Origin of the sequence: Idiomarina sp. HB (assembly GCF_048059115.1) — a bacterium.
In the GTDB taxonomy this organism is placed as follows: Bacteria; Pseudomonadota; Gammaproteobacteria; order Enterobacterales; family Alteromonadaceae; genus Idiomarina; species Idiomarina abyssalis.
The window spans coordinates 125225-146556 of sequence record NZ_JAYLVU010000002.1 but is presented as its reverse complement, the minus strand read 5'-3'; the positions used below and the strand labels follow the sequence as shown (position 1 = coordinate 146556).

The 21332-nt window shown below is 47.1% G+C and carries 25 protein-coding genes; 5 read left to right on the top strand and 20 right to left on the bottom strand.

Annotated features, from left to right (window positions below; translation table 11 throughout):
• Window positions 1–2: 2 nt before the first annotated feature.
• The 8 genes from VBY75_RS06450 to VBY75_RS06415 are packed head-to-tail and all read right to left on the bottom strand — an operon-like array spanning window position 3 to window position 4958.
• A complete protein-coding gene (locus VBY75_RS06450) occupies window positions 3–743 on the bottom strand; it encodes a glycosyltransferase family 2 protein (RefSeq protein ID WP_416511625.1) in 741 nt (246 codons plus the stop codon).
• Window position 744: 1 nt separating this feature from the next.
• Window positions 745–1101 (bottom strand): hydroxymyristoyl-ACP dehydratase, encoded by a 357-nt coding sequence (locus VBY75_RS06445; protein ID WP_054488775.1) that lies wholly within the window; start codon window positions 1099–1101, stop codon window positions 745–747.
• A 7-nt stretch (window positions 1102–1108) separates the two neighbouring features.
• Window positions 1109–2461, bottom strand: coding sequence for an AMP-binding protein (locus VBY75_RS06440; RefSeq protein WP_416511622.1), 1353 nt, complete (start codon window positions 2459–2461; stop codon window positions 1109–1111).
• Window positions 2439–2987, bottom strand: a complete 549-nt coding sequence (locus VBY75_RS06435) for a hypothetical protein (protein WP_416511620.1) — start codon at window positions 2985–2987, stop codon at window positions 2439–2441. Before VBY75_RS06435 ends, VBY75_RS06440 begins: the two co-directional genes overlap by 23 nt.
• A complete protein-coding gene (locus tag VBY75_RS06430; protein WP_054488780.1) occupies window positions 2987–3238 on the bottom strand; it encodes an acyl carrier protein in 252 nt (83 codons plus the stop codon). Before VBY75_RS06430 ends, VBY75_RS06435 begins: the two co-directional genes overlap by 1 nt.
• 11 nt (window positions 3239–3249) lie before the next feature.
• Window positions 3250–3522, bottom strand: coding sequence for a phosphopantetheine-binding protein (locus tag VBY75_RS06425; protein ID WP_054488782.1), 273 nt, complete (start codon window positions 3520–3522; stop codon window positions 3250–3252).
• Complete coding sequence (locus VBY75_RS06420) at window positions 3464–4300, bottom strand: lysophospholipid acyltransferase family protein (protein ID WP_416511617.1); 837 nt, start codon at window positions 4298–4300, stop codon at window positions 3464–3466. Before VBY75_RS06420 ends, VBY75_RS06425 begins: the two co-directional genes overlap by 59 nt.
• Window positions 4290–4958, bottom strand: coding sequence for a beta-ketoacyl synthase chain length factor (locus VBY75_RS06415; RefSeq protein WP_416511615.1), 669 nt, complete (start codon window positions 4956–4958; stop codon window positions 4290–4292). Before VBY75_RS06415 ends, VBY75_RS06420 begins: the two co-directional genes overlap by 11 nt.
• A 78-nt stretch (window positions 4959–5036) precedes the next feature.
• Between VBY75_RS06415 and VBY75_RS06410 the strand changes: the two genes are divergently transcribed.
• Window positions 5037–5594 carry a 4'-phosphopantetheinyl transferase family protein gene (locus VBY75_RS06410; protein WP_416511613.1) on the top strand — a complete coding sequence of 186 codons (558 nt, stop codon included), beginning with the start codon at window positions 5037–5039 and terminating at the stop codon, window positions 5592–5594.
• Here the strand turns inward: VBY75_RS06410 and galE are convergent.
• The gene (galE, locus tag VBY75_RS06405; RefSeq protein ID WP_416511611.1) at window positions 5564–6571 is read right to left on the bottom strand and encodes a UDP-glucose 4-epimerase GalE; all 1008 of its coding nucleotides are present in this window, start codon (window positions 6569–6571) and stop codon (window positions 5564–5566) included. The two genes, VBY75_RS06410 and galE, sit on opposite strands and share 31 nt — an antisense overlap.
• Before the next feature lie 239 nt (window positions 6572–6810).
• On the opposite strand from galE, the gene VBY75_RS06400 reads away from it, so the two are divergent.
• Complete coding sequence (locus tag VBY75_RS06400) at window positions 6811–7266, top strand: DUF3429 domain-containing protein (RefSeq protein WP_199493980.1); 456 nt, start codon at window positions 6811–6813, stop codon at window positions 7264–7266.
• A gap of 2 nt (window positions 7267–7268) precedes the next feature.
• Here the strand turns inward: VBY75_RS06400 and VBY75_RS06395 are convergent, their stop codons facing one another.
• From VBY75_RS06395 to VBY75_RS06375, 5 genes are all read right to left on the bottom strand, one after another.
• Window positions 7269–9488, bottom strand: coding sequence for a glycosyltransferase (locus tag VBY75_RS06395; RefSeq protein WP_416511609.1), 2220 nt, complete (start codon window positions 9486–9488; stop codon window positions 7269–7271).
• Window positions 9485–10549 (bottom strand): lysylphosphatidylglycerol synthase transmembrane domain-containing protein, encoded by a 1065-nt coding sequence (locus tag VBY75_RS06390; protein WP_278356624.1) that lies wholly within the window; start codon window positions 10547–10549, stop codon window positions 9485–9487. Before VBY75_RS06390 ends, VBY75_RS06395 begins: the two co-directional genes overlap by 4 nt.
• Window positions 10550–10774: 225 nt before the next feature.
• Window positions 10775–11449, bottom strand: coding sequence for an SDR family oxidoreductase (locus tag VBY75_RS06385; protein ID WP_054488798.1), 675 nt, complete (start codon window positions 11447–11449; stop codon window positions 10775–10777).
• 9 nt (window positions 11450–11458) lie between these two features.
• Window positions 11459–13639, bottom strand: coding sequence for a catalase/peroxidase HPI (gene katG, locus VBY75_RS06380; protein WP_416511606.1), 2181 nt, complete (start codon window positions 13637–13639; stop codon window positions 11459–11461).
• A gap of 178 nt (window positions 13640–13817) precedes the next feature.
• Window positions 13818–15059, bottom strand: coding sequence for a DUF418 domain-containing protein (locus VBY75_RS06375; protein WP_054488802.1), 1242 nt, complete (start codon window positions 15057–15059; stop codon window positions 13818–13820).
• A 125-nt stretch (window positions 15060–15184) separates the two neighbouring features.
• Between VBY75_RS06375 and VBY75_RS06370 the strand changes: the two genes are divergently transcribed.
• Both VBY75_RS06370 and VBY75_RS06365 read left to right on the top strand, forming a co-directional pair.
• Window positions 15185–15736 carry a class I SAM-dependent methyltransferase gene (locus tag VBY75_RS06370; protein ID WP_416511604.1) on the top strand — a complete coding sequence of 184 codons (552 nt, stop codon included), beginning with the start codon at window positions 15185–15187 and terminating at the stop codon, window positions 15734–15736.
• Between the two features lie 15 nt (window positions 15737–15751).
• Complete coding sequence (locus tag VBY75_RS06365; RefSeq protein WP_222236137.1) at window positions 15752–16255, top strand: macro domain-containing protein; 504 nt, start codon at window positions 15752–15754, stop codon at window positions 16253–16255.
• A gap of 144 nt (window positions 16256–16399) precedes the next feature.
• Here the strand turns inward: VBY75_RS06365 and VBY75_RS06360 are convergent, their stop codons facing one another.
• Window positions 16400–16648, bottom strand: a complete 249-nt coding sequence (locus tag VBY75_RS06360) for a hypothetical protein (RefSeq protein ID WP_199493973.1) — start codon at window positions 16646–16648, stop codon at window positions 16400–16402.
• A gap of 281 nt (window positions 16649–16929) precedes the next feature.
• Between VBY75_RS06360 and VBY75_RS06355 the strand changes: the two genes are divergently transcribed.
• Window positions 16930–17301 (top strand): DUF6768 family protein, encoded by a 372-nt coding sequence (locus VBY75_RS06355; RefSeq protein ID WP_271332062.1) that lies wholly within the window; start codon window positions 16930–16932, stop codon window positions 17299–17301.
• A gap of 41 nt (window positions 17302–17342) precedes the next feature.
• Here the strand turns inward: VBY75_RS06355 and VBY75_RS06350 are convergent, their stop codons facing one another.
• The 5 genes from VBY75_RS06350 to egtB all read right to left on the bottom strand — a co-directional run bounded on the left by VBY75_RS06350 (window position 17343) and on the right by egtB (window position 21217).
• A complete protein-coding gene (locus tag VBY75_RS06350) occupies window positions 17343–17633 on the bottom strand; it encodes a hypothetical protein (protein ID WP_054488814.1) in 291 nt (96 codons plus the stop codon).
• Window positions 17634–17763: 130 nt separating this feature from the next.
• Entirely contained in the window at window positions 17764–18120 is a 357-nt protein-coding gene (locus tag VBY75_RS06345; protein WP_416511602.1) for a zinc ribbon domain-containing protein, read from the bottom strand.
• Between the two features lie 31 nt (window positions 18121–18151).
• A complete protein-coding gene (locus VBY75_RS06340) occupies window positions 18152–18958 on the bottom strand; it encodes a PhzF family phenazine biosynthesis protein (RefSeq protein WP_416511601.1) in 807 nt (268 codons plus the stop codon).
• A gap of 12 nt (window positions 18959–18970) precedes the next feature.
• Window positions 18971–19915, bottom strand: a complete 945-nt coding sequence (gene egtD, locus VBY75_RS06335; RefSeq protein WP_416511599.1) for an L-histidine N(alpha)-methyltransferase — start codon at window positions 19913–19915, stop codon at window positions 18971–18973.
• 21 nt (window positions 19916–19936) lie between these two features.
• Window positions 19937–21217 carry an ergothioneine biosynthesis protein EgtB gene (egtB, locus tag VBY75_RS06330; RefSeq protein ID WP_416511597.1) on the bottom strand — a complete coding sequence of 427 codons (1281 nt, stop codon included), beginning with the start codon at window positions 21215–21217 and terminating at the stop codon, window positions 19937–19939.
• Window positions 21218–21332: the final 115 nt, after the last annotated feature.

Here is a 21332-nt window from a genome sequence, read left to right as displayed (position 1 = left end):
AATTAACGTTTAAACCTACGCAGTAATAAAAGCGGAATGCGTGGCAACATGCCAAAAAACAAGCGAGTATGCAGCCAGGAAATTTTCAGGTTATCCTGCAGTGCTCTGAAGTGTGACTGTCCGCCTTGTGGGTAAATCACCTTGGTTGGAATAAACAAAACTGGTGTACCCGCCCAGTATAGGCGCACCATAATTTCAATATCGAAGTCCATGCGTGTGCCAATATCGCAACGCTTTATTAAGCCCACTGTCTGGTACAAGGGATATACCCGAAAACCACACATAGTATCCTTTATCTGCATCGATAAAGTTTCGATGTGCACCCAAAAGTGAGTGATCTTGCGCCCAATGCGTCGGCTGGTCGGCATGCTGTCATCATACTGCGGAAACCCGCTTATCAGCGCGCCGGGGTTCTGTTTCGACAAAGCTAAAAACTCAGGAATATCATTACTCTCATGTTGGCCATCAGCGTCTATTTGCAACGCGTGAGTAAAACCTTCTTCAGCCGCCAAATGGAAGCCGGCCATAACCGCCCCGCCTTTTCCACTATTTTCGGGAAGCGTGTGCAGTAGTACAAGTGACTTATGCTCTTCCGCTAAAGTTGCCAGAACTTCTTTGGTATGAACATTTGAGCCGTCATCAACAATAATAATTGGCAACTCGTAAGGCAGCAGTCGCTCAACCGTTGCCGTAATGGTTTTATCGTGATTATAAATAGGAATAAGAAAGCAATACTGAGACATATTAATTAAACACCAGGCGTCCGGAAGACAGCGCTTTATCACCGTCAGAATATTTAAAGGTAACGCAGTCTTCGCGTTTTCTCTCAATGAACAAGTCAACCGTCGCCCCGGGTAAAATCATGTCGTTAAACTTGAGGACTTCAATGCGTTGAATTGAGGTGGGTGTTGACCAATGCTCAGCGGCAAGCTGCACCACCCAGTCAAGTTGTGCGACCCCGGGTAAAATGGGCGCTGAAGGAAAATGTCCCTGCAAATAAATACAATCTGCTTCTAATTGAAACTGTCCATTAAGTGCCGGCTTTTCATTCTCGCCGGCGCTTTCAGAGAAGCGAATAAACTTAGGTAGTTGAGTCTGCATAATCTCTCTACTTTTCCTCTTCGAACAACGCCTGTAGGTCAGCCTGAGTGACTTTGCCGGCGCCGTTATAAGGTAGCTGCGCCACATAGCGAAAACGTTTAGGTACAACGACTTTTTCAAAACGCTGCTGTAAATGATGACGCAACTCCTGACGCACTTTAAACCGCCCCTGGGCATTAAGTTCTGCATTTCCGGCGGAGTTCAGCACTAACACCAAACCCAACTCAACACGAGGGCTATGCAACACACAAGCTTTGGCTGACTCGACCCATTCGTGCTGCTGAATAAACTGCTCGACTTCGTTCAGCGATACTCGCTTTTCAGCAATTTTAGTGACTCTGTCCTGGCGTCCGAGTAACAGAAAACACCCCTGCCCCTGAAGCTGAACTTTATCTTCTGTAGTATACGGCCTTTGTGGCTCTTTAAGATACGGTGACTGAATAACCAGTATATCGTTGTTGTCGCAGCTCACCTCTATGCCGGCCAGAGGCTTGAAACTATCTGAAGCACCCGGATTACGCTGCCGCCAGGCTATACCTCCGGTTTCCGTACTGCCGTACACTTCAATGGGGGCCTGCAGTTCATTGTCAGCGAAGTTGTTAGGAACTGAGCCCGGCAACGGTCCACCTGACGAAAAGACCATGGTCAAAGCGTTTTTATGCTGCGACAGCTGTGGCAAGTTATCCAAACGCTGCAAATGTGCAGGACTGCTTACCAAAGCGTAACGCCGACCGTCAGCTTTCGCCAATAGTTGCTGCAATTGCTCAGGGTAATCGACTAAAGGTAATGTTACCGAACGCCCGGCTGCAAGAGGCCATAGAACTGTAAACAAAAGCCCGTAAATGTGCTGATGAGTCACCGTGGCCAGAATATCCGTCTGGCCGAGTTTATCTGCAAAGGTCTGCTCCAGCGTCTCTACTTCCAGCCATAACTGTCTTAGCGTTTTTTCTACTGCTTTAGGTTTGCCACTGCTACCGGAGGTGAAAAAGGTCAGAGGGGAGTCCAAGTCACCTTTTAAGATCAAAGAAGACGCATCAGAACGCCCTTTGGAAGGTAATTCTTCCGGTACTCTGAATGCATACTGAGATGATAGCTCTGACAGGGTCGCAGGCTTATCATTAGCTGGCAGAATAATTCGCTTTTTACTCTCTAGCAGCGCGAAGAACCAAACACTAAAACGATACCAGTCACGCTGATAAAGTAACGCATCGCCTTTCTGCTCATTAAGCCAATGGGTAGCGGCAGCCACATCCTGAAGCCAGGTTGACACACTAATGGGTTTGCCGTTAATTGAGGCTAGTTTTGCATCCGGGCGCAGCCATTGCAGCTCCCATTGCTCAGTGCTTGTTTTTAACAACACGCCGCACACTCCACTCAACCACAAAAAGTAACCCAATCAGCACGTAGGATATAAAACCGTTGTATAGCGTCCAAAGCTCAATGTCACCATGAACTGCCGTCGCCAGCGCAATAGCACCATTCATAAGGAAAAATACGACCCAGACCATGGTCACTTTTTCAGTGTAAGCAACGGCCTTCTCAGACAATGAGCCTTCCATCAGCGTCGCTAAGCGGGTTATTACCGACGGTTTGCGCCATAAGGACGCAACAAAAACCAGCAGCAATGCCGCATTCATCCAGACCGGATAGAACAACACACCTGTCAGCTGGTCAGCAAAAATAGCCGTTACGGAAACGACCAATAACACGGCCATTGAAAGCCAGCTTCTGGGATGACCAATACCCTGGGCAACAATGCTTAAACTCAGTAAGGTAATCAGTGCCAGTAGCAGCCAGTTTGTCAGGCCGTTCTGCGCAAACCACCAAACCATCAGAGGGTAGGCAATCAGTAAGCCACTGATTAATAAACGCAGAGCGGTTTTCATTAATTGCTGTGAACGAGTTTATAAACTTCTTCGACAACATCCTCGACAGTACGCACCGCTTTAAACGCATCCGGGCTGATTTTTTTACCAGTGATTTCGCGTAATTTAACCACTAAATCTACCGCATCAATCGAATCAAGATCCAAGTCCTGATACAGGTTTGCGTCTAAAGAAATATCATCAGATTCTATCTCGAAGTCTTCTTCAAGAATTTGAACTAATCGCGCATACACTTCGTCTTTCGTTTTCATCGTTCCCTCGTTTATTCGCCGCGATTATTAGCGACAAAGTCCGCTAACGTATCAACACTGTAAAAGTGCTTTTTTGTTTCCGCTGAGTTTGCGTCCAGCTTTACGTCGTACTTTTTCTTTATTGCCAAACCCAGTTCCAATGCGTCAATGGAATCGAGGTTCAGGCCATCGTCATCGTCTCCGAATAACGCGGCTGAATCATTGATATCTGATACCTCAACATCCTCAAGATCCAGCGACTCGATAATCAAGGCTTTGATCTCTTGCTTCAGGTTTTCCGTCATCTTCTAACACCTTTTCATAGTAATTCTGTAAGTCGCGAGTCAGTTGACGCGCGGCAATGCTGAGCTTTTCAGCATTGCAATATACGGCTGAATCTATTTCGCCTAAATAATGCACCGACAAGGTCGGCTTTTGTAGCGGTGCACAATACCAGGCCTCATTTTTAATCAAAGTTACAGGTACGCAATCCACGCGTAGTGCCGTAATTTTAGCCCGTGTACGCAACGCCAAATGCGCTGCGCCACGTTGGAATTTGACCACTTCTCCTGGTGTCGTGCGCGTACCTTCAGGGAATATAATGAGGTTATTCCCCTGCGCCAGCGAGCGCTCACAGTCGTTGACCAAATCTTCCGGATCGTCATTGCTTAAATAACCCGTTGAACGGATAACGCCCCGCATAAAGGGGTTCTTCCACAGGTGTGACTTAACCACACAGTCTGGATTCGGCACAAAAGAAATCAATGCCACGACATCAATTAAGCAAGGGTGATTCGCAATAATGACATGACCCCGAACGCTTCGTAGCTTCTCAATTGCCTTAAAGTCAAAGTTGAACACTCCGGTCCACTTCATTACGCCGATAAACCACTTAAACGTCAGTTGCACTAAACGCCGGGCCCGGGCCTGGCGCTGCTGCTCATTCCCGTTAGATAGTATGGCCAGTAAGGGCAGCGCAGTCACCGACAGCAACAGGCCGCCTAAACCAAAAATGGCAAAGCAAAGCCCTGTGGCGAAACGTCGCCAGGTGCGATTAATGACCTGCCAGAGACTAAGCAACATGCCAGCTCCACCTTACCTTGTTATAGTCTTGAACCACCTTACCGCCGCCGGCATCCAGTATTTTCTGCACGCTGTTTGCGACCGACCAGACGTCTTCCTGTAATTGACTTTCTTTTCCAACCCGACGATCCAAAATCAATTCTTGTCCGTTTTTTCTATGGAGTAAAACCGCATGAGAAAAACCGGTTACCGGCGATTTAACCTGCCCGGAGTACACCGCAGGAGGCACTTCATCAGCATACACCAGCAATACCTGCTCAGCTTCGCTTTGTAGCTGGCTTAACGCCTCTAACCACCCTAAAGGGTAGGTTTGCTCACCCGCCGACAAGGTTGTCATAGACTCCCTGTTGTCAGCGGCCATGCTGTACTGCCCCAGTACGGCATTATTCACAGAAAGCGCAAACTGGGTTGGCGACAAAACTTCCCCCCGCACCAGTTCCCGCAGTAACTTCTCGGTGCGGTGTAAGTCGCCATGCCGCGTTGCCAATACCACCGGTGTCTCTTGCAACTGAGGGTGCCTTTCACTCAATTCCAGCATGGCAGTTATCAGCACTTTCGCATACGAGCTCAGCCGCCGTCGGGTCGAAGCCGGAATTTGCTTCAGCCGTTCACGACATTCGTTCTGGACTAATGTACTATCAGCTACAAAGGCTCGCATAGGGTTTGGACAGATACTCAAAAAAGAAGCGGAATAGTACAGAATCTCACTCTACATTTCAAAAATATAACAGCGCATATGGTTATCGGATATAGGCTCTACAACGACACCGCATCACCCCGGCAAGTGTCGGAAGCAACGCGGGACTTGCTGATACAGCTTGTCAGAAAGTACTGGCTGGTTTCCGGACCTGTTCACGTCACTATAGACAAAACGCCTTCCGGTGCCCCACTACTGAGCGTAAACGATCAGCCCGTTTATTGCTCACTTTCTCATAAATCGGGATTCATCGCCGCCGCCTACTCAACAACCTGTAGTATCGGCATAGACGTTGAGAACTTGCGTACCAGCAAAAACTACCAGCGCATTCGTGACTATTATAAAGATGGATTTCTGGCAGGTAGCTCTTTGACTAAGCAAGCATTTTTCCGGCAGTGGACCTTAGCCGAAGCGGTAGCCAAAGCCTCAGGTGAACCCTTGCTTAAAGTTCTGGAGCAGCCACTTGAAAGGCAACAACACGCTGCAAAACACTTCCGGATAAACTCTTTTTTGCTGTGTGCTTACCAGGCTGTGACAGCGGATAAAGTCAGCGATATCTCACTGTATCAGCTCGACAGCGATAACCAGTGGCAGTAGTCCCGGGCTATAACACTCAAATCCGACTCTGCTCGCCAGTTTAGCTCTCTATGGGCTTTGTCTACCTGGGCGTAGCAACTCTCTACGTCGCCCTGCCGCCTGCCTGAAAACTGAACAGGGATGGTGCGCCCACTCGCCTTTTCAAAGGCACGTATAACCTCAAGCACCGACTCGCCTTTGCCCGTTCCCAGATTAAAGACCTGATGCCCGGTTTGTGCAAACCCCACTTCCAGTGCAGCAACATGGCCTTTTGCAATGTCACAGACATGAATGTAATCGCGTATCGCTGTGCCGTCATCGGTCAAATAGTCATGGCCGTAAACATGAACTGAGCCGACTTTGCCAGTAATGACATCACCAATAGCCGGAACCAGGTTTGCCGCTGGCTTAAGCGGTTTTTCGCCGAGGCCCCCAGAAGGATGGGCTCCCGCCGGGTTAAAATAACGCAAACTGACCGCAGAAAAATTGGCATTGCTGTTACAGTAATGACTTAAATCGCATTCAGACTGAAATTTAGTCTCGCCATACGGGTTAGTGACGTCTCCCGCTGGGGCCGATTCAGGAATTGGTACTGTTGACGGGTTTCCATATACGACAGCAGAAGACGAAAACACTAGCCGGGTAACAGAAAATGCTTTCATTACCGATAGCAGTTTACGCGTACCGTCCACATTAGTCGTAAAATACTGGTCTCTTAACTGATAACTTTCCTGGGGATTCTTTAGCGCCGCAAAATGGATAACGCCATCAATAGAGTACTGCCGAAAGACACCGGTTAATGCGTCGATGTCGCAAATATCGACTTGATGAAAGTCTGGCCGCTTGCCTGTAACCTTCTGTATTTTATCAATGACCGACGCACTGCTGTTGCTCAGGTTATCAACAACAACCACTTGGTAACCGTTGAGTATTAACTCAACCACGGTATGCGAGCCAATAAAACCGCAGCCTCCGGTAACCAGTATCCGTTTATTCATAGATCTTGCGCCCAGCAACGTTAGCGTCACTAAAAGTCAAAGGGCCGAAATAGTATCGGCTGACTTTTACTAAAGCAACTGAAACTCGTAAACAACAGGCCTGTAGGGGAAAGTCGACGAGAGAAAAAAGACATTGTTGTTATCGTTTATTACGCAAGTTATTTAAAGTTAGACTAAACGTAAAGAGAACAATTACCGTAAAAACAACTATAACTCACATCTGGTGGACTGATTTGCTTATGAATAAAGGCAAAAACTGGCTTATACACACACTGGGCTTTCTCGGGCTAATCCCCTTTTTAGCATCGTCTCTTGCTGCATTAATGGGGACGGGCGCATTTTGGGGCATACAACCGCTGGAGTTCTTAATCACCTACGGCGCTATTATATTAACCTTTTTAGGTGGCACCTTATGGGGGCGGGCTTTACATCGTGCTGAAAGCGAAAAAACCGCAGGCTTACTACTACTAAGCAATGTTTTTGCTCTTTTAGCCTGGTTCACAATACTCATTAACCTACCCGCCTGGTCTCTGGGTCTGCAAATGCTCGGTTTTGTTTTAGTCCTTTTCTTTGAACAAAAGCTCGCCCGCAGCTCCGCCATGACTTCTTATATGGGCTACTATCGTATTCGCGTTTTATTAACAACAGCCGTTGTTGTCTGTCAGTTGCTGGTATTCGGCAACCATATTTTGTAACGCTACTTAGTCTGGTGGTAACGAGCCAGAGTTTCGGCGTAAATAAGGCGCACGTCCTTACTGAACTTTTCAACCGAATAGTCACGAGCAAACGCCAGAGCATTGTCTGAAAGGCTCTGGCGCAAATCCGTATCATCCAGAATTTGTTTAACCCGTTCGCACCATAACGACTGCTTAGCCGGTGTTTTGTAACCGTTATGCCCATCTTCAACGACATCATCAATACCGCTTGAGCGCACCGCAACCACCGGCAGACCGGCAGCCATCGCTTCCAGAATAACCATACCCTGAGTCTCCGACTGAGACGCAAATAAAAATGCGTCACCGAGTCGGTACCAGGCGGCCATCTGCTCAGGAGGCACAGCACCCACCAGGGTAATGTGCTGCTGCAGGTTCATGTCGTCAATGCGCCCCTGTAATCTGCGACGCTGATGGCCGTCACCCACTATCAACAACCGGAATGCTTTATCCGTCTGCTCCTTCAATTGCGCCATGGCGTCTATCATGAAGTCGATATTCTTTTCATTAGAAAGCCGGGAAACGCTGACAAAAACGGTTTCGTCGCCAATATTCTGCTGTTTACGCAAGTCCTCGACCTGTTTCGCGTCAACCTGCTGAAAGCGATCAAACTCAATGCCGGTTGGCTGTACAAAGGTCGGACGTTTTACGCCTATCATGCGTAAGTACTCTTCAGTCGACTGCGTAGGCACAATCACACCATCGCATTTGTTTGCAAAGCGACGAACCAAAAAGTGCGCAATAATGTTACGAAACAGCGAGCCGGGCAAAAACACAAAGTGAGCATAGTGCTCTAGCCGGGTGTGATACGTATAAACCACAGGAACTTTAAGTCTGCGAGCCACAAAAACCCCGAGCGACCCTATCCAGAACGGGTGGTGTACATGAATAATATCCGGCTTAAACGCTTTGACCTTTTTACGTACGGCGCCTGAAAAAATATTGGCAAATCGAAACTCGCTTTTTTCACCAAAAGAGAATAACGAAGGCATACGCACCACATTCTCTTCTTTTTCTGCTGCACGTTGATAACGCGGTGCAACAACCAGAACTTTGTCCTTAAGCTGCACCAGTCCGCTTCGTAAGCGTTCGATAGAAATAGGTACGCCACCAATAAAGGGCAAGTAATTGTTGGTAAACATAGCCACCCGCATGGTTTTCTTAAGCCAGGGCTCTGGGTCAATATCGTAGTCCGGATAGTACTCTTTTCCGACAAACACAGCGTTATAGAGCTTGGTGCTAATAACCAGGAACAAACTGACTAAGAGAATAAAGTTGAGGTAACCCACATAAAACAGGGAGTGAATAAAGAACCACAGACTTTCCAGTTGCTTCAAAATGGGGTGCTGACCAACTTCCAGCTCTTCAACCGAATGCTCGACGGAACCATCGGCGCTCACGGTCACTTTCACATAGTGATAAAAGCTTTCATCCTGGTTCAGTACCAGACCACCTGCACCACCGGTTGTTATATAGGGTATGCCGTTATGCTCTTGTTCGGAATAAATTGAAATGTTTGATGAAAACACCCGGTCGACACCAAAGTTTTCCAGCGTCTGCAGCAACGCGCTTCTGAATTCAACGGGTTGTAAAAAGTCGTCATCTTCGGCCAGGAAAAACTCTTCTTCCGGCTCCAGGGGTGGGTGGCCAATAAAAACAAACCGATGCGCCGATGCATCCGCCTTAAGAGTGTCGGTTAGCCACCTTAGCTGCCACTGCCAGGGGGTTTTTTCAGTACTGTCGAGGAAGATAAAACGGCTGTCACCGGCGGTAAAGCTGAAAAAATGAGGCCCATAGTGATCATAAAAACGAAAGCTGCCAAACTCTTCGTATTCGTTGTTACCAAAGGTCAATAAATAAGGCATATCCAAACGGGACAGAGTACCCCGTATCGCCCGGTATTTGTCCTCTCCGCCGCTGCTAACAGCATTTCCTGCAGATACGAGAAAGTCGACATTGGCATCGTTCAGCATTGGAATAATGCGACGTTCAAAAATGCCAACCGAATTATTGATGTTACCAACTACCGCAAAACTGTAGCTGTCTTGTCCTTCCAGCCTGGCGCTGATGGCTGCAAGTTGATCAGTATGCTCTGCCTCGAATTCAGAAGTCACCAGGTTCAAATAAATTTTATAGCCAATAAGACTGACAACTATGGCTATATTTAAGTAGAACAGGGCTTTTAATAATTTCTTTTTATTCATTGTATGCCCTGTGTTTTGGCGGAGTTAACTAAGTATCGTTGTAAAATAAACAGCCCCAACAGCATGCCCAAATAGATGGTTAAAAAGCGCCAGCTGAAGGTAACCAACAGCAAATGATTTTTAGCTAAGATGTCACTGAAAAAGCTACCGAAAACGCCTTCAGAAATACCGGATGCCCCCGGGGTTGGCGCAAAATACATTATAAAAGTTGTGACAACCAACAGTCCCAGGCTTATCAAATAATTTACATCGTATCCCAGCCCCCACATCAATAATGCCGGAAAACTGAACAGACTGAGCAGGAAAATAAAGGTAAATAACACGGACAGTAAAATAGCGACTTTCGAGCCACGACAATATTCGGAAAAACTATGGGAAAAGCGCAACATCTCGCGTCGAGTTTTATACTGCCAACGCAGATGACGCTCCGGGCTAATCAGTTGCAATTTATGTATGCCCTTACAAAGGAAACTTAAGGGTCCAATAAGCCAATGCGCTCTGAGTAAAACGACGGCGAAAAAAAGCAGGTACAGTACAATAAATACCGCTAGTGCAGTACCAATATCGCTAATAATCGCTTTGTCCTGCAAAGGTTCCAGCGTTAACAAAAATACCGGCGTCAGTGAGAAAATAAAGAAAATAGCCAGTACCGTGCGAATCGTCGTGGCCGCTGTTGCCTTACCAATAGGCACGCCGTGTTCGTGCAGAAACCAAACTTGAGCAAAGCCGCCGCCGGTCGCCATAGGCGTAATATTGGAAAAGAAAATATTGATAAAAACCAGTTTTGCCATGGCTTTCTTAGGTATCCGGTAACCCAGAGCCCGCAGTGTGTAGTATAGACGCAAGCCATCGGCGGAAAAATAAATAAGCAAAAGTAAGACAGTAACGCTGAGTACTTCCGGGGCGAACAGACGAAAATCAAAGGTTAAACTACGACCGGAGAAATGATCATAAATGGCATAAAAGCCAGCAACCGTAAGCAAAACAAACAGCACACAAAACAGCGCTAAACGTTTCCAGGAGGCTTTGTATTGCTTTTCTTCTTCCACTGAAGCGGTCATTTTCTGCTGTCTACTCCCTACAAAGCCTAATGCTTAAGGATTATGGAGTTGTCCCGGTGGGATGTCAAAACCGTTGAGTCCATAAAAAAGCCCCCAAAGCGGGGGCTGAAAACTTAACCAGGGAGTTACAACCAATCATTTGTTAAGTTGTGCTGTAGCTTACTTACCCAATATGACAGTTTTTAGATTTCCCTGTTTTATTTCGATGACAGCTACTTTTTCCTCTTAATAAGCTGGCATTAAGAACACTTCACGCACGCAGTTACGCGGGTTAGCGTTTATTGCGTAAAGTACTGCATCGGCAACATCATCGGGGTCCAGCTTATCCGGCTTTGGCTCATCAAAGAACGGCGTATTGACCATACCAGGTGCTATTGTTGTGCAGCGACCATTCCACTCTTTCATTTCTTCAGCTAAGTTCTGAGCGAAACCGTGCACAAACCATTTGGTGGCACCATAAACAGAACCTTTAAGCGTAATGCGCCCGGCAGCTGATCCTGTCATTAGAAAATGACCGGTAGTTTTGCGCAAGTGCGGTAAGGTCAGTTTCGCGGTATACAGAAGCCCGTTGATATTCACATCAACCATTTGCTTCCATTCTTCCGCGTCGCCTTCTTCAGTACCTGGTGTTGACACACCGGTTCCTGCATTTGCGAACACAGCGTCCAACTGACCAAACTTATCAACGCCCTGCTTTACGGCCTGCTCAAGCTCGTCAAAGTTACCCGCATCGGCGGCAACACCAATGGCGTTATCAGAGCCAAACTCTTCAACCAGCGCATCCAACTTGTCTTTCCGTCGCGCCGTTAATATTAGCTTTAACCCTTCTTTTGCCGCTTTGCGCGCCGTGGCTTCACCGATGCCGCTTGAGGCACCGGTAATTAATAGTACTTTCGACATGCTTCCTCCTTAAGCTAAATCAAAGCGGTCAGCATTCATAACCTTAGTCCAGGCTTTCACGAAGTCTTTTACAAACTTCTCCTGGTTGTCATCCTGAGCATACAGCTCTGAATACGAACGCAGGATTGAGTTTGAGCCAAAGACTAAGTCAATGCGGCTTGCTGTCCACTTCAGTTCGTCGGTTTTGCGGTCACGAACTTCGTAGTGATCATCCGCTTTTTTCCAGACATTGTTCATGTCAGTCAAATTAACGAAAAAGTCGTTAGTTAACGTACCAGCCCGGTCAGTAAATACGCCGTGCTTAGACTCACCGTAGTTCGCACCTAAAGCACGCATACCACCCACAAGAACCGTCATTTCAGGTGCCGTTAAGCCCATCAAATGGGTGCGATCCAGCATCAGTTCCTCGGCCGGTACCGCGTAATCTTTTTTCAGATAGTTACGGTAACCGTCATGCAATGGTTCTAACGGCTCAAAGCTTTCCACATCAGTCTGTTCGTCGGTTGCATCACCACGGCCCGGCGCAAACGGAACCGTTAGGTTATAACCGGCATCTTTTACCGCTTTTTCAACCGCTGCCGTGCCGCCAAGTACAATCAAGTCGGCCAGGCTGACTTTTTTATCCAGGGTAGACTGCAACTCTTCCAGTACGCGAAGGACTTTATGCAGTTTTTCCGGCTCGTTACCATGCCAGTCTTTTTGCGGTGCTAAGCGAATGCGTGCGCCATTTGCGCCACCGCGGAAGTCCGAACAACGGAAGTTACGTGCACTGTCCCATGCGGTAGAAATCAGCTCGTAAGACGTTAACTCTGTGTTCAGTAACTTCTCTTTTAAGTCAGCAACTTCTTGTTCGCTTAAGGTGTAGTCCACTTTCGGGATCGGGTCCTGCCAAATCAGGTCTTCTTCCGGTACATCTGCGCCTAAATAACGGTCTTTAGGACCTAAATCACGGTGCGTCAGTTTAAACCAGGCACGAGCGAATACGTCGGCGAAGTACTCAGGATCTTTGTAGAACTTCTCAGCAATTTTGCGATAGTCCGGATCCATTTTCATGGCCATATCGGCATCGGTCATAATCGGGTTATGACGAATAGACGGATCTTCCACATCGACCGGTTTATCTTCCTCTTTAATGTCGACAGGCTCCCACTGCCAGGCGCCAGCCGGGCTTTTCTTCAGCTCCCACTCGTAGTTAAACAACAGGTAGAAGTAGCCGTTGTCCCACTTAGTCGGTTCAGTAGTCCAGGCGCCTTCAATACCACTGGTCACAGTATCGCGACCAACGCCTTTACCACCGCTGTTGCGCCAGCCCATGCCCTGCTCTTCAACATCTGCCGCTTCCGGCTCAGGGCCTAGGTTTTCTTCTTTGCCATTACCATGACATTTACCAACCGTGTGACCACCCGCGGTTAGCGCACAGGTTTCTTCGTCATTCATTGCCATGCGCTTAAAGGTTTCGCGTACGTCTTTTGCGGTACGAAGCGGATCAGGATTACCGTCAACGCCTTCCGGGTTCACATAAATCAAACCCATTTGCACTGCAGCCAGTGGGTTCTCAAGCGACTCACGCTCGTCATCAGAGCTATAGCGGTTCTTCGTTTCCGCCAGCCATTCTTTCTCGCTACCCCAGTAAGTATCTTCTTCAGGGTGCCAGATGTCCTCACGGCCACCGGCAAAACCAAAGGTTTTAAGACCCATCGATTCGTAAGCCATATTACCAGCCAGAATAAAGAGATCGGCCCAGGACAGTTTGTTGCCGTGCTTTTTCTTAATTGGCCACAATAAACGACGTGCTTTGTCTAAGCTTACGTTATCCGGCCAGCTGTTTAACGGCGCAAAGCGTTGGTTACCCGTACCGCCGCCACCGCGACCATCGGCTAAACGATAAGAGCCCGCAGAGTGCCACGCCATACGAATCATTAAGCCACCATAGTGACCCCAGTCAGCCGGCCACCAGTCCTGGCTGTCGGTCATGAGATCTTTCAGGTCCTGCTTTAACTCTTCTAAATTGATTTTTTTGAATTCTTCCGCGTAATTAAAGTCATCATCCATTGGATTCGCTTTGGTGTCGTGCTGGCGCAGAATTTCCAGCTTTAAGGAGTTTGGCCACCAGTGCGTGTTCGTTTTTTTCTCAGATGTCATGCTACCGTGCATGATTGGGCATTTACCGCCACCATTTGATTGAGTCATTTAGCTTTCCTTATCTTATGTGTCCAATTTGAATACTTGTTATATGTTATAGCAACGACCGCTGACTTACTCAAAGGCAAGATACCGTTTGCTTTGATAGGTTTTATAGATACAGAAAAAATGGCGGGAAAGATCGGAATGCGGTTAACATTCAACTTGTCACTTTTTTGAATGCTTGCTAACGGCCATAGGTAGCCAAACGCCATAGCCACTCACAAGGGCCGTAATTAAAGTGCTGCAGCCACCACTGGCTTAATTTTAACTGACACAGCCAAAAAGCGAGAGCTAGCAATATCATTTCAAGCCTCCCAAGCTCGCCATATAAGCCAAATCCGTAGCCATAGAATAAAGTGGTGAAACACAGGGATTGCAGCAAGTAATTTGTCAAAGCCATGCGCCCAGCCGGAGCCATGTTCTCTAAAATACTTTTCTGGTTTTTGCTACGACCAAGCATTAAAGCAATAAAAGCCATATAAGCAATGCACAACCCTAAAGCCGAAATTTGCATTAGTGAATAAAGCAAAGCAGCATTGATTGTCGGAAAAACCATTTCAGTAGCCGGTAAAGCACTTGCGTATAGTGCAGCGAAAATCCCCGGTATTCCTCCCCAAATGAGGAGCTTCTTATAAACTTTAATTTGAGTCTCGGGGCTTGTGAAAATACCATTTCGACTAAAAGCAGCACCCAGAAGAAATATGCCTAAGAAGGTGGATATGGTGAAGAGAATCTCCCCACTCCAAAGTAAGCCAAACTCGTCAATACGAGCTTCAGTGACAGCTCTATAAGAACCGGAGGAGTATGCTTCATCGGCGAAATTTGCCACCTCAGACAGCGTATTCTTCATTTCGTTAGTGTCTGTCTGGTATTGCTGTGCTCTCTCCGATGATTGATCCGAAGCATTAACTGAAACGGTTGAAAGCCATAAAAGCGCAACCGGGAGACTCATAAAAAATAATCCCCATTTCCAAAGCCTGCTTGCTGACGTTCTGACAAAAAACAACAAAAATAATCCCGAAACAGCGTAAATAAACAGGATATCGCCAGCCCAGACAAAGACAGCATGAGCTACACCAATAATACCAAGTACTATTAACCGACGCAGAAACAGCCACTTCGGTGTATCGATTTTTTGCTTAGCTCTGTCATAAAAAATGACAAAACCAATACCGAATAATAAGGAAAACATGGTGTAGAATTTACCTTCGGCAAAAACAAAAAGGCTCCAGGCTATCGCGTAATCAATACCACTTTCGTTACCTTCAACGCCTAATGAAGTCGTTGTTAGAGGGCTTTGAAAAAACGCCATGTTCATCAGCAAGATGCCCAGCAAAGAGAAGCCTCTGAGAATGTCGAGTAGTTCAATGCGCTGACTGGAATTTATAGAACACGCTGTCATATTTCTCTGGTCGGTTACCGTCATCAAAACTAGCTTACTCGAAATTCCTGAGGTAGCATACCCTCATGCTATGTACCTTATGCTCCTCGGCCTCAGAACCCTTCTGTGAAGATAAAAAACGCCAGTACTTCCGGTGCACTGTCTGCGACATGATTTTTGCAGACCCGCAGGCTCACTTGCCGCAGGACGAAGAAAAAGCCATTTACGACTTTCATCAAAATGACTCTCACGACACCCGCTACCGGGAGTTCTTAAGCCAACTTTCAATTCCTTTATTAGAAAAGCTATCAACTGGCATGACTGGTCTTGATTTTGGCTCCGGGCCGGGGCCTACACTTAGTTTGATGCTTGAGGAGCACGGCATGAAGATGTCTATTTACGACATCTTCTACGCGCCGGACAGCGGACAGTTGAGCCGTCAGTATGACTTTGTCACCTGCAGCGAAGTTGTTGAGCACTTTAATGAGCCGGGCAAGACATGGCCACAGTTAATAAGCTTAGTAAAACCTCAAGGGTACATAGGCGTGATGACCTGGATGTTTACAAAGAAAACAGCTGAGCAATTTAACCAGTGGAGCTACAAAGGTGACTCGACCCATGTCAGCTTTTACACGCCTGAAACCATGCAGTGGATAGCACAACATTTTCAACTGAAACTTGAAATTATCAGCGAACAGGCCATTTTATTTAGAAGGGACTAACAACGGAGGGCGACTATGAACTACGAATGCGTACACGCGGACATTAGCCAGCAAACCGATATTGATGCCGTAGTTAACGCCGCTAATGCAGAGCTCAAACCCGGTGGTGGCGTTGCCGGTGCGATTCACCGGGCAGCGGGCCCTGAACTGGAAAAAGCAACTCGCTCACTGGCTCCCATTGAACCCGGTGAAGCCGTCATCACCGACGGGTTCAATCTTCCTAATCGCTACATTATCCATTGCCTGGGGCCCGTTTATGGCGTCGACACACCCTCAGATAAGCTGCTGGCAAATTGCTATCGTAATGCACTGGATTTAACCGATAAGCATCAAATAGAGTCTATTGCTTTCCCGGCGCTGTCAGCCGGAGCCTTCGGTTACCCTTTTGAGGCAGCAACTAAAGTGGCTCTGGACACAATTAGGCAGCACGTTGAAAAGCTGAGCCATCTGAAGCTTGTGCGCTTTGTGCTATTCAGTGACGAAGAGTTTGCCCATTATCAACGTGCGCTGAGAAAGTAGTCATTATTTGAAAATCACACCGGCATCTTTGAGCTCTTACCGCTCAGTATCTGTCATAGCTTCCCTCTATTTGGTGCCTTTGTCATAGAGTCTAGACAAGATAAACGGGTTTATGTAGTTACTAATCAGGATTGTCTAAGCGGGCTACTTCGGCGTACCAAACATAATTTTGTCGGCGTTGTTAGCTAAAGCAATGATCATAGTCACAGCCCAGGTTCCCAATATCCACCAAAAGGTCGGCCAGGACATCCAGGTAAGATCAAGAAACAGTAAATCGAAAATCCAGACAATAAATGCCGCAAATAAGATAGAAGGCAAAAATACGACGAAAAGAACACAAAGGGCTAAAGGTATGGTGCCCAGGGTTTTCATCCAGTTTAATAAAGAGGACATAATGGCTTTTGTTTAATGAGAGTGGGTTGAAAACTACATTGAGTTGGGGGAGATATCAACTCATCACGCATTTTTTCTGAACCAATCTATACTTCGCTTCGTCTCTCTACTGAGTTACAGGCAATAAAACAATGACTAATAAGGCATCAACTCATGAAGATAGAGCAAGTAGAGGTATTCGTTCTACATGGGTGAATTGTCGATTAACGAAACAGCGTTAGTACTCTCTATAGCGCACGAGAAGAATTGCGTCATAGATACTTAAACGAGGGTGATAAGCCATGAGCACAAACAAAGAAGTTAACGAACAAATAGAAAAAGATCTGTCCGCGCAAGCACAGGAACTGGATAAGTTAATGGGCACTGGCGAAGGCCTTACCGGCTACTTAAAGCAAGGGTTTAAGTACGACATAGGCTGGGTTGTGAAGGTTGCTTATGGGCTAGGCGCTATATTTACGGTATTACTATTGTTTTGCGGGTATCAGTTTTTTACAGCAACACCGGACAACGAATTGTTCTGGGGCGTGCTTCTCATATTAAGTTTTAACGCTCAGGTTGCTACAAAGCTATGGATTTACATGCAAACAAACCGTAACCATACCGCACGTGAGATACGCTTACTTGAGTTACGTTTGAAATCTGCAAGTAAGTAACGGGTAATAAGCGGGGTGGCTAACCACCACCCCATAATAGGTTACTTTTTAAAGTCCTGACTGGCGGCTTTTATTGCCGTTGCCAGCGACTGAGTTGCTGATTCAAGGCCGGTACTAATGTCAGACCATGCGTCCTCGCTGGACTTTTTCAAACCTTCCAACTTATCTTCGGCCTTGTCTTTCAGCGCTTCAAGCTCGTTAATCTTCTCTTCATACTTGATTTGAGAGTCAGCCTCCGACTGTTTCGCTTTGGCCTTCAGACGATCAATCTCAGCTTTCATCTCTTCAATTTTCGCTTCGTGCTTCTTTTCAAATGCTTCTTTATTGTCCATTTCCACCTCCAGGTCTTCCTTTTTAGTCACTTGCTTACTAATGGGTATGGTTTAAAAAGCCAAAACGATCAAAGTCCTCTGTGTTCTAGAGCAATGTATGAACGATATTGCTTACATTCCTGACGGCCGCTTATTTCTTCCGGGAATGCTCGCGCCAGATCCGAAAGCGCGTCACTATGTACCAGGCAAGACCACCGATAAACATGATAAGAGGAACAATATTAACTTCTTCGCTCTGCTGGTAATCGTCAGAAGTTAGGAAAAACCAGAGCACACCAACAATCAGAATAACGATTGCCAGTACCCCTTGTACCTGCAGGCTTTTCGATGTGTTTTCAGTGGTAATTTTGCTTTCTCCAGGCTGATCGCTTTCACCCGGTTGCTCTTTTTGTTCTGATTTTTCGGGCTTCACGTAGCCACAAGCCGGACAGCTGTATTTATTATCCAGAACCTCATCTTCACACTTTGGACATTTCTCAAATGCCATTGAAGCACCTCTCTGTTTTCTTGCGGAATATTCACTCTTCAGTGTAGTCAAAAGACGAGAAAACAGCGGTACTATCTCGCATCGCTGTTCGCCCCCTGACCAAAACCTGTTGCTGATAATTTTTCAGATAAAGACACCCTCCTGCGGGTGAACATTGTTTAATTTCAATCGGCTGATGTGCGTAACTCTTTGGGTATTGGTTTCTGAGGTAAGCGGCAGCCTGCACACAGGCCGAGCCTGTAGCTGCATCTTCAGCCTCTCCGTACTGCGGCGCAAAGTAACGCAGTTGTACCGCACCTGACAGCAACCGGTAAATGACAATTAGAGCTCGCCGGCTAAACTGGCATAATGCACCGCTATTTACACTCAATTGTGTCAACGGCTGGCTAAGTTCCAGCAACACATAATCGTTACGACCACCACAGTAGCAGCCATTAATAACTGGCTGACTTATAAGTCGTCGCCAAAACCTAAAGTTACGCAACGGTCTCTGCGTTAAAGGTTTATCAAGGTAGTAAGCCGATTTATGGTCAAACCCTAGCTGTATTTCACCTGAGGGCGTCAATAAAAGCTCGTTGGTGGGTTTCGTCTTTAGTTTCTCGTTTATGTACGCAGCAACCGCGAGGTTACCCGACCCACAGCGACGTACCTGTCTGCCATAATTTAAAAACTGAGCCTGAAACGCTCCCGAGCCGCCACTCATCAGAATTAGATTTGGAACTCTTTGATATTGCGAAGGCGTTTCGGACCAGGCGGGTGCCGGGCGATAAGCTATATGATGCTGATTGCCCAACGCCTGCGGACCATAAAAGACATCGACAGTACAAAGTTTTGGCATAGCAGACACCGATTAGTCCCGAACTTTGTCAGCATTGTGTAATAGCATAATCGCGAAGATTCCGTCAGGCGCCAGCCATATCTTTTCGCGCTTCCAGCCTGCCGAGCTTGCTAACCGGTCAAACTCTTCGGGGTAATATTTATAGGAGTTTTCGGTGTGAATGGTTTCACCCTCCTTAAACTGGAAGCTTTCACCGGCAACTTCAACCTCCTGCCGGATACAACTGCGCAAATGCATTTCTATACGGCCCAGTTCCTGATTATAAATGGCTAGGTGCTCAAACTGATCGGGATGAAAGTTAGCATCAAGTTCTCGGTTCATTCGGGTCAGAATATTCTTATTAAAACGTGCGGTAATGTCTTTGCTGTCGTTGTATGCACGCTCAAGCATTTGCTCGTCTTTTTTGGTGTCTACTCCCATCAGCATATAGCTTTCTTTACCAAGGGTTGTGCGAGCGCTACGCAGAAACTCGCAGGCCTCTTCAGGCTCAAAGTTGCCTATGGTAGAGCCTGGAAAAAAGCCCATTGAAGTCGCCTGAGAAAGCGCCAGCTCTATTGGTTGGGTAAAATCCCCTTGAGCAACTTTAATCTGTAATTTGGGGAAGGAATCGGCAAGGTCGGCTGAGGCGTTTTTGAGGTGTTCACCCGAAATATCAATCGCGACAAACTCCGTTATCACAGGTAACTTTTTTAGCAATGGTTTTACTTTATGCAGCGACCCCGCCCCAAACTCAACCAGTTGAATGTTATCGAGAGACTTTCCCGAAAAGTACTGTTTTAATTCCCCGGCAACGTCGGGCAACATTCCGAGCTCAGTACGGTAGGGGTAGTATTCATCCAACTGACAAATTTGGTCAAAATACTCTGACCCCTTTGCGTCATAGAAATACTTGGGTGGTAGCGTTTTTTGAGGCAAGCGTAGCCCCGCCAGAACATCCTGCAAAAACCCATGGTTCATAAAACATCCCGATTTTTGATTTTATTTGGCCAGACGCAGACTGCTAAATTGCCAACGCTGATGCGCATAAAAAAAGTTCCGGTAGGTTGAGCGTATTTGTTGCTCGGCAGTAGCGCATGACCCACCACGCAAAACCCACTGGTTAGCCATGAACTTCCCGTTGTACTCAGCCAGCGCCCCTTCCGGCGTTTTGAATCCCGGATAAGGAATAAACGGACTTTGCGTCCACTCCCAGGCATCGCCGAACATTTGCTTGAGGCCTTTATTATCGGCGACTACCGGCTGCGGCAATAACTGGTTTTGCTCCAGAAAGTTACCGCAACACTCAACCGACTGAGCCGCATACTCCCATTCAAACTCTGTTGGTAAACGGCAACCGCACCAGCGTGCAAAAGCGTCTGCTTCGTAATAGCTAATATGGCAAACCGGAGCATTTAGATCTAAAGGCACACGGTTACGGCCCGTCACAGTAAACCACTGCTCACCTTCACGATGCCAGTATAAAGGCGCTTGCCAACCTTCCTGTTGCGCTGTTGCCCAGCCGTCCGAAAGCCAGAGTTTTGGCCGCTTATAGCCGTCGTCAGCCATAAACTCTAACCATTCTGCGTTAGTCACCAAGCGCTCACACAAGCTGAATTCCGGCACAAAAACCTGGTGCCGGGGTTGTTCGCAGTCGTAGGCAAAGGATGACTCCGCATCGGTACCGATAAAAGATAAGCCACCTTTAAAATGCATAAACTCAGGACTTTTTGTGCTAACGGAGCCCGGGGAAGATTCTACCGCATAGGTATCCGGCCCCAGAGCATACGGATTAAGTGACAACGCATGTTTAATATCGGTTTGTATCAGTTCCTGATGCTGCATCTCGTGGTGCAAGCCAATGGTAACCGCCGCCTCAATTTCAGCGGAGTATGACTCCAGTAACACCTTCATGGCGTCATCAACATGCTTCCGATAATTCACCACTTCTTCTAACGGCGGCCGTGACAATAAGCCCCGTTGCGGCCGCGGATGGCGCTCGCCTACCGTTTCATAATAAGAATTGAATAAGTATTGATAGGCATTGTTGTACGTTCGATAACCCGCTAAATGCGGTTGCAGTAAAAAGGTTTCAAAAAACCAGGTGGTATGCGCGAGATGCCATTTCGCCGGGCTGGCATCGGGCATCGATTGCAGCATCATATCTTCTGCACTTAAGGCTTCCGTCAACCTCATTGTTTGCGCACGCACCCGCTCATACTCCGCTATTAACTTGTCTTTCGGCAAACTCTCATTGTCGAAAGGCTGCGCAATACTCGGCATTAGTCTGGCCTCCTGTACTTCAAATAGGTTCGATAGGTGTCGACCTCTGTGCTATGAATTTCAGTATGGCACTTTTGATTTCGGTTGCCAGTACGACTTGAATTGATAGGGCGCA

What these genes read in the sequence shown, in the direction of transcription:
- VBY75_RS06450 (WP_416511625.1), bottom strand. Translation starts at nt 743, where the DNA reads ATGTCTCAGTATTGCTTTCTTATTCCTATTTATAATCACGATAAAACC.
- VBY75_RS06445 (WP_054488775.1), bottom strand. Translation starts at nt 1,101, where the DNA reads ATGCAGACTCAACTACCTAAGTTTATTCGCTTCTCTGAAAGCGCCGGC.
- VBY75_RS06435 (WP_416511620.1), bottom strand. Translation starts at nt 2,987, where the DNA reads ATGAAAACCGCTCTGCGTTTATTAATCAGTGGCTTACTGATTGCCTAC.
- VBY75_RS06430 (WP_054488780.1), bottom strand. Translation starts at nt 3,238, where the DNA reads ATGAAAACGAAAGACGAAGTGTATGCGCGATTAGTTCAAATTCTTGAA.
- VBY75_RS06425 (WP_054488782.1), bottom strand. Translation starts at nt 3,522, where the DNA reads ATGACGGAAAACCTGAAGCAAGAGATCAAAGCCTTGATTATCGAGTCG.
- VBY75_RS06420 (WP_416511617.1), bottom strand. Translation starts at nt 4,300, where the DNA reads ATGTTGCTTAGTCTCTGGCAGGTCATTAATCGCACCTGGCGACGTTTC.
- VBY75_RS06415 (WP_416511615.1), bottom strand. Translation starts at nt 4,958, where the DNA reads ATGCGAGCCTTTGTAGCTGATAGTACATTAGTCCAGAACGAATGTCGT.
- VBY75_RS06410 (WP_416511613.1), top strand. Translation starts at nt 5,037, where the DNA reads ATGGTTATCGGATATAGGCTCTACAACGACACCGCATCACCCCGGCAA.
- galE (WP_416511611.1), bottom strand. Translation starts at nt 6,571, where the DNA reads ATGAATAAACGGATACTGGTTACCGGAGGCTGCGGTTTTATTGGCTCG.
- VBY75_RS06400 (WP_199493980.1), top strand. Translation starts at nt 6,811, where the DNA reads ATGAATAAAGGCAAAAACTGGCTTATACACACACTGGGCTTTCTCGGG.
- VBY75_RS06395 (WP_416511609.1), bottom strand. Translation starts at nt 9,488, where the DNA reads ATGAATAAAAAGAAATTATTAAAAGCCCTGTTCTACTTAAATATAGCC.
- VBY75_RS06390 (WP_278356624.1), bottom strand. Translation starts at nt 10,549, where the DNA reads ATGACCGCTTCAGTGGAAGAAGAAAAGCAATACAAAGCCTCCTGGAAA.
- VBY75_RS06385 (WP_054488798.1), bottom strand. Translation starts at nt 11,449, where the DNA reads ATGTCGAAAGTACTATTAATTACCGGTGCCTCAAGCGGCATCGGTGAA.
- katG (WP_416511606.1), bottom strand. Translation starts at nt 13,639, where the DNA reads ATGACTCAATCAAATGGTGGCGGTAAATGCCCAATCATGCACGGTAGC.
- VBY75_RS06375 (WP_054488802.1), bottom strand. Translation starts at nt 15,059, where the DNA reads ATGACGGTAACCGACCAGAGAAATATGACAGCGTGTTCTATAAATTCC.
- VBY75_RS06370 (WP_416511604.1), top strand. Translation starts at nt 15,185, where the DNA reads ATGATTTTTGCAGACCCGCAGGCTCACTTGCCGCAGGACGAAGAAAAA.
- VBY75_RS06365 (WP_222236137.1), top strand. Translation starts at nt 15,752, where the DNA reads ATGAACTACGAATGCGTACACGCGGACATTAGCCAGCAAACCGATATT.
- VBY75_RS06360 (WP_199493973.1), bottom strand. Translation starts at nt 16,648, where the DNA reads ATGTCCTCTTTATTAAACTGGATGAAAACCCTGGGCACCATACCTTTA.
- VBY75_RS06355 (WP_271332062.1), top strand. Translation starts at nt 16,930, where the DNA reads ATGAGCACAAACAAAGAAGTTAACGAACAAATAGAAAAAGATCTGTCC.
- VBY75_RS06350 (WP_054488814.1), bottom strand. Translation starts at nt 17,633, where the DNA reads ATGGACAATAAAGAAGCATTTGAAAAGAAGCACGAAGCGAAAATTGAA.
- VBY75_RS06345 (WP_416511602.1), bottom strand. Translation starts at nt 18,120, where the DNA reads ATGGCATTTGAGAAATGTCCAAAGTGTGAAGATGAGGTTCTGGATAAT.
- VBY75_RS06340 (WP_416511601.1), bottom strand. Translation starts at nt 18,958, where the DNA reads ATGCCAAAACTTTGTACTGTCGATGTCTTTTATGGTCCGCAGGCGTTG.
- egtD (WP_416511599.1), bottom strand. Translation starts at nt 19,915, where the DNA reads ATGAACCATGGGTTTTTGCAGGATGTTCTGGCGGGGCTACGCTTGCCT.
- egtB (WP_416511597.1), bottom strand. Translation starts at nt 21,217, where the DNA reads ATGCCGAGTATTGCGCAGCCTTTCGACAATGAGAGTTTGCCGAAAGAC.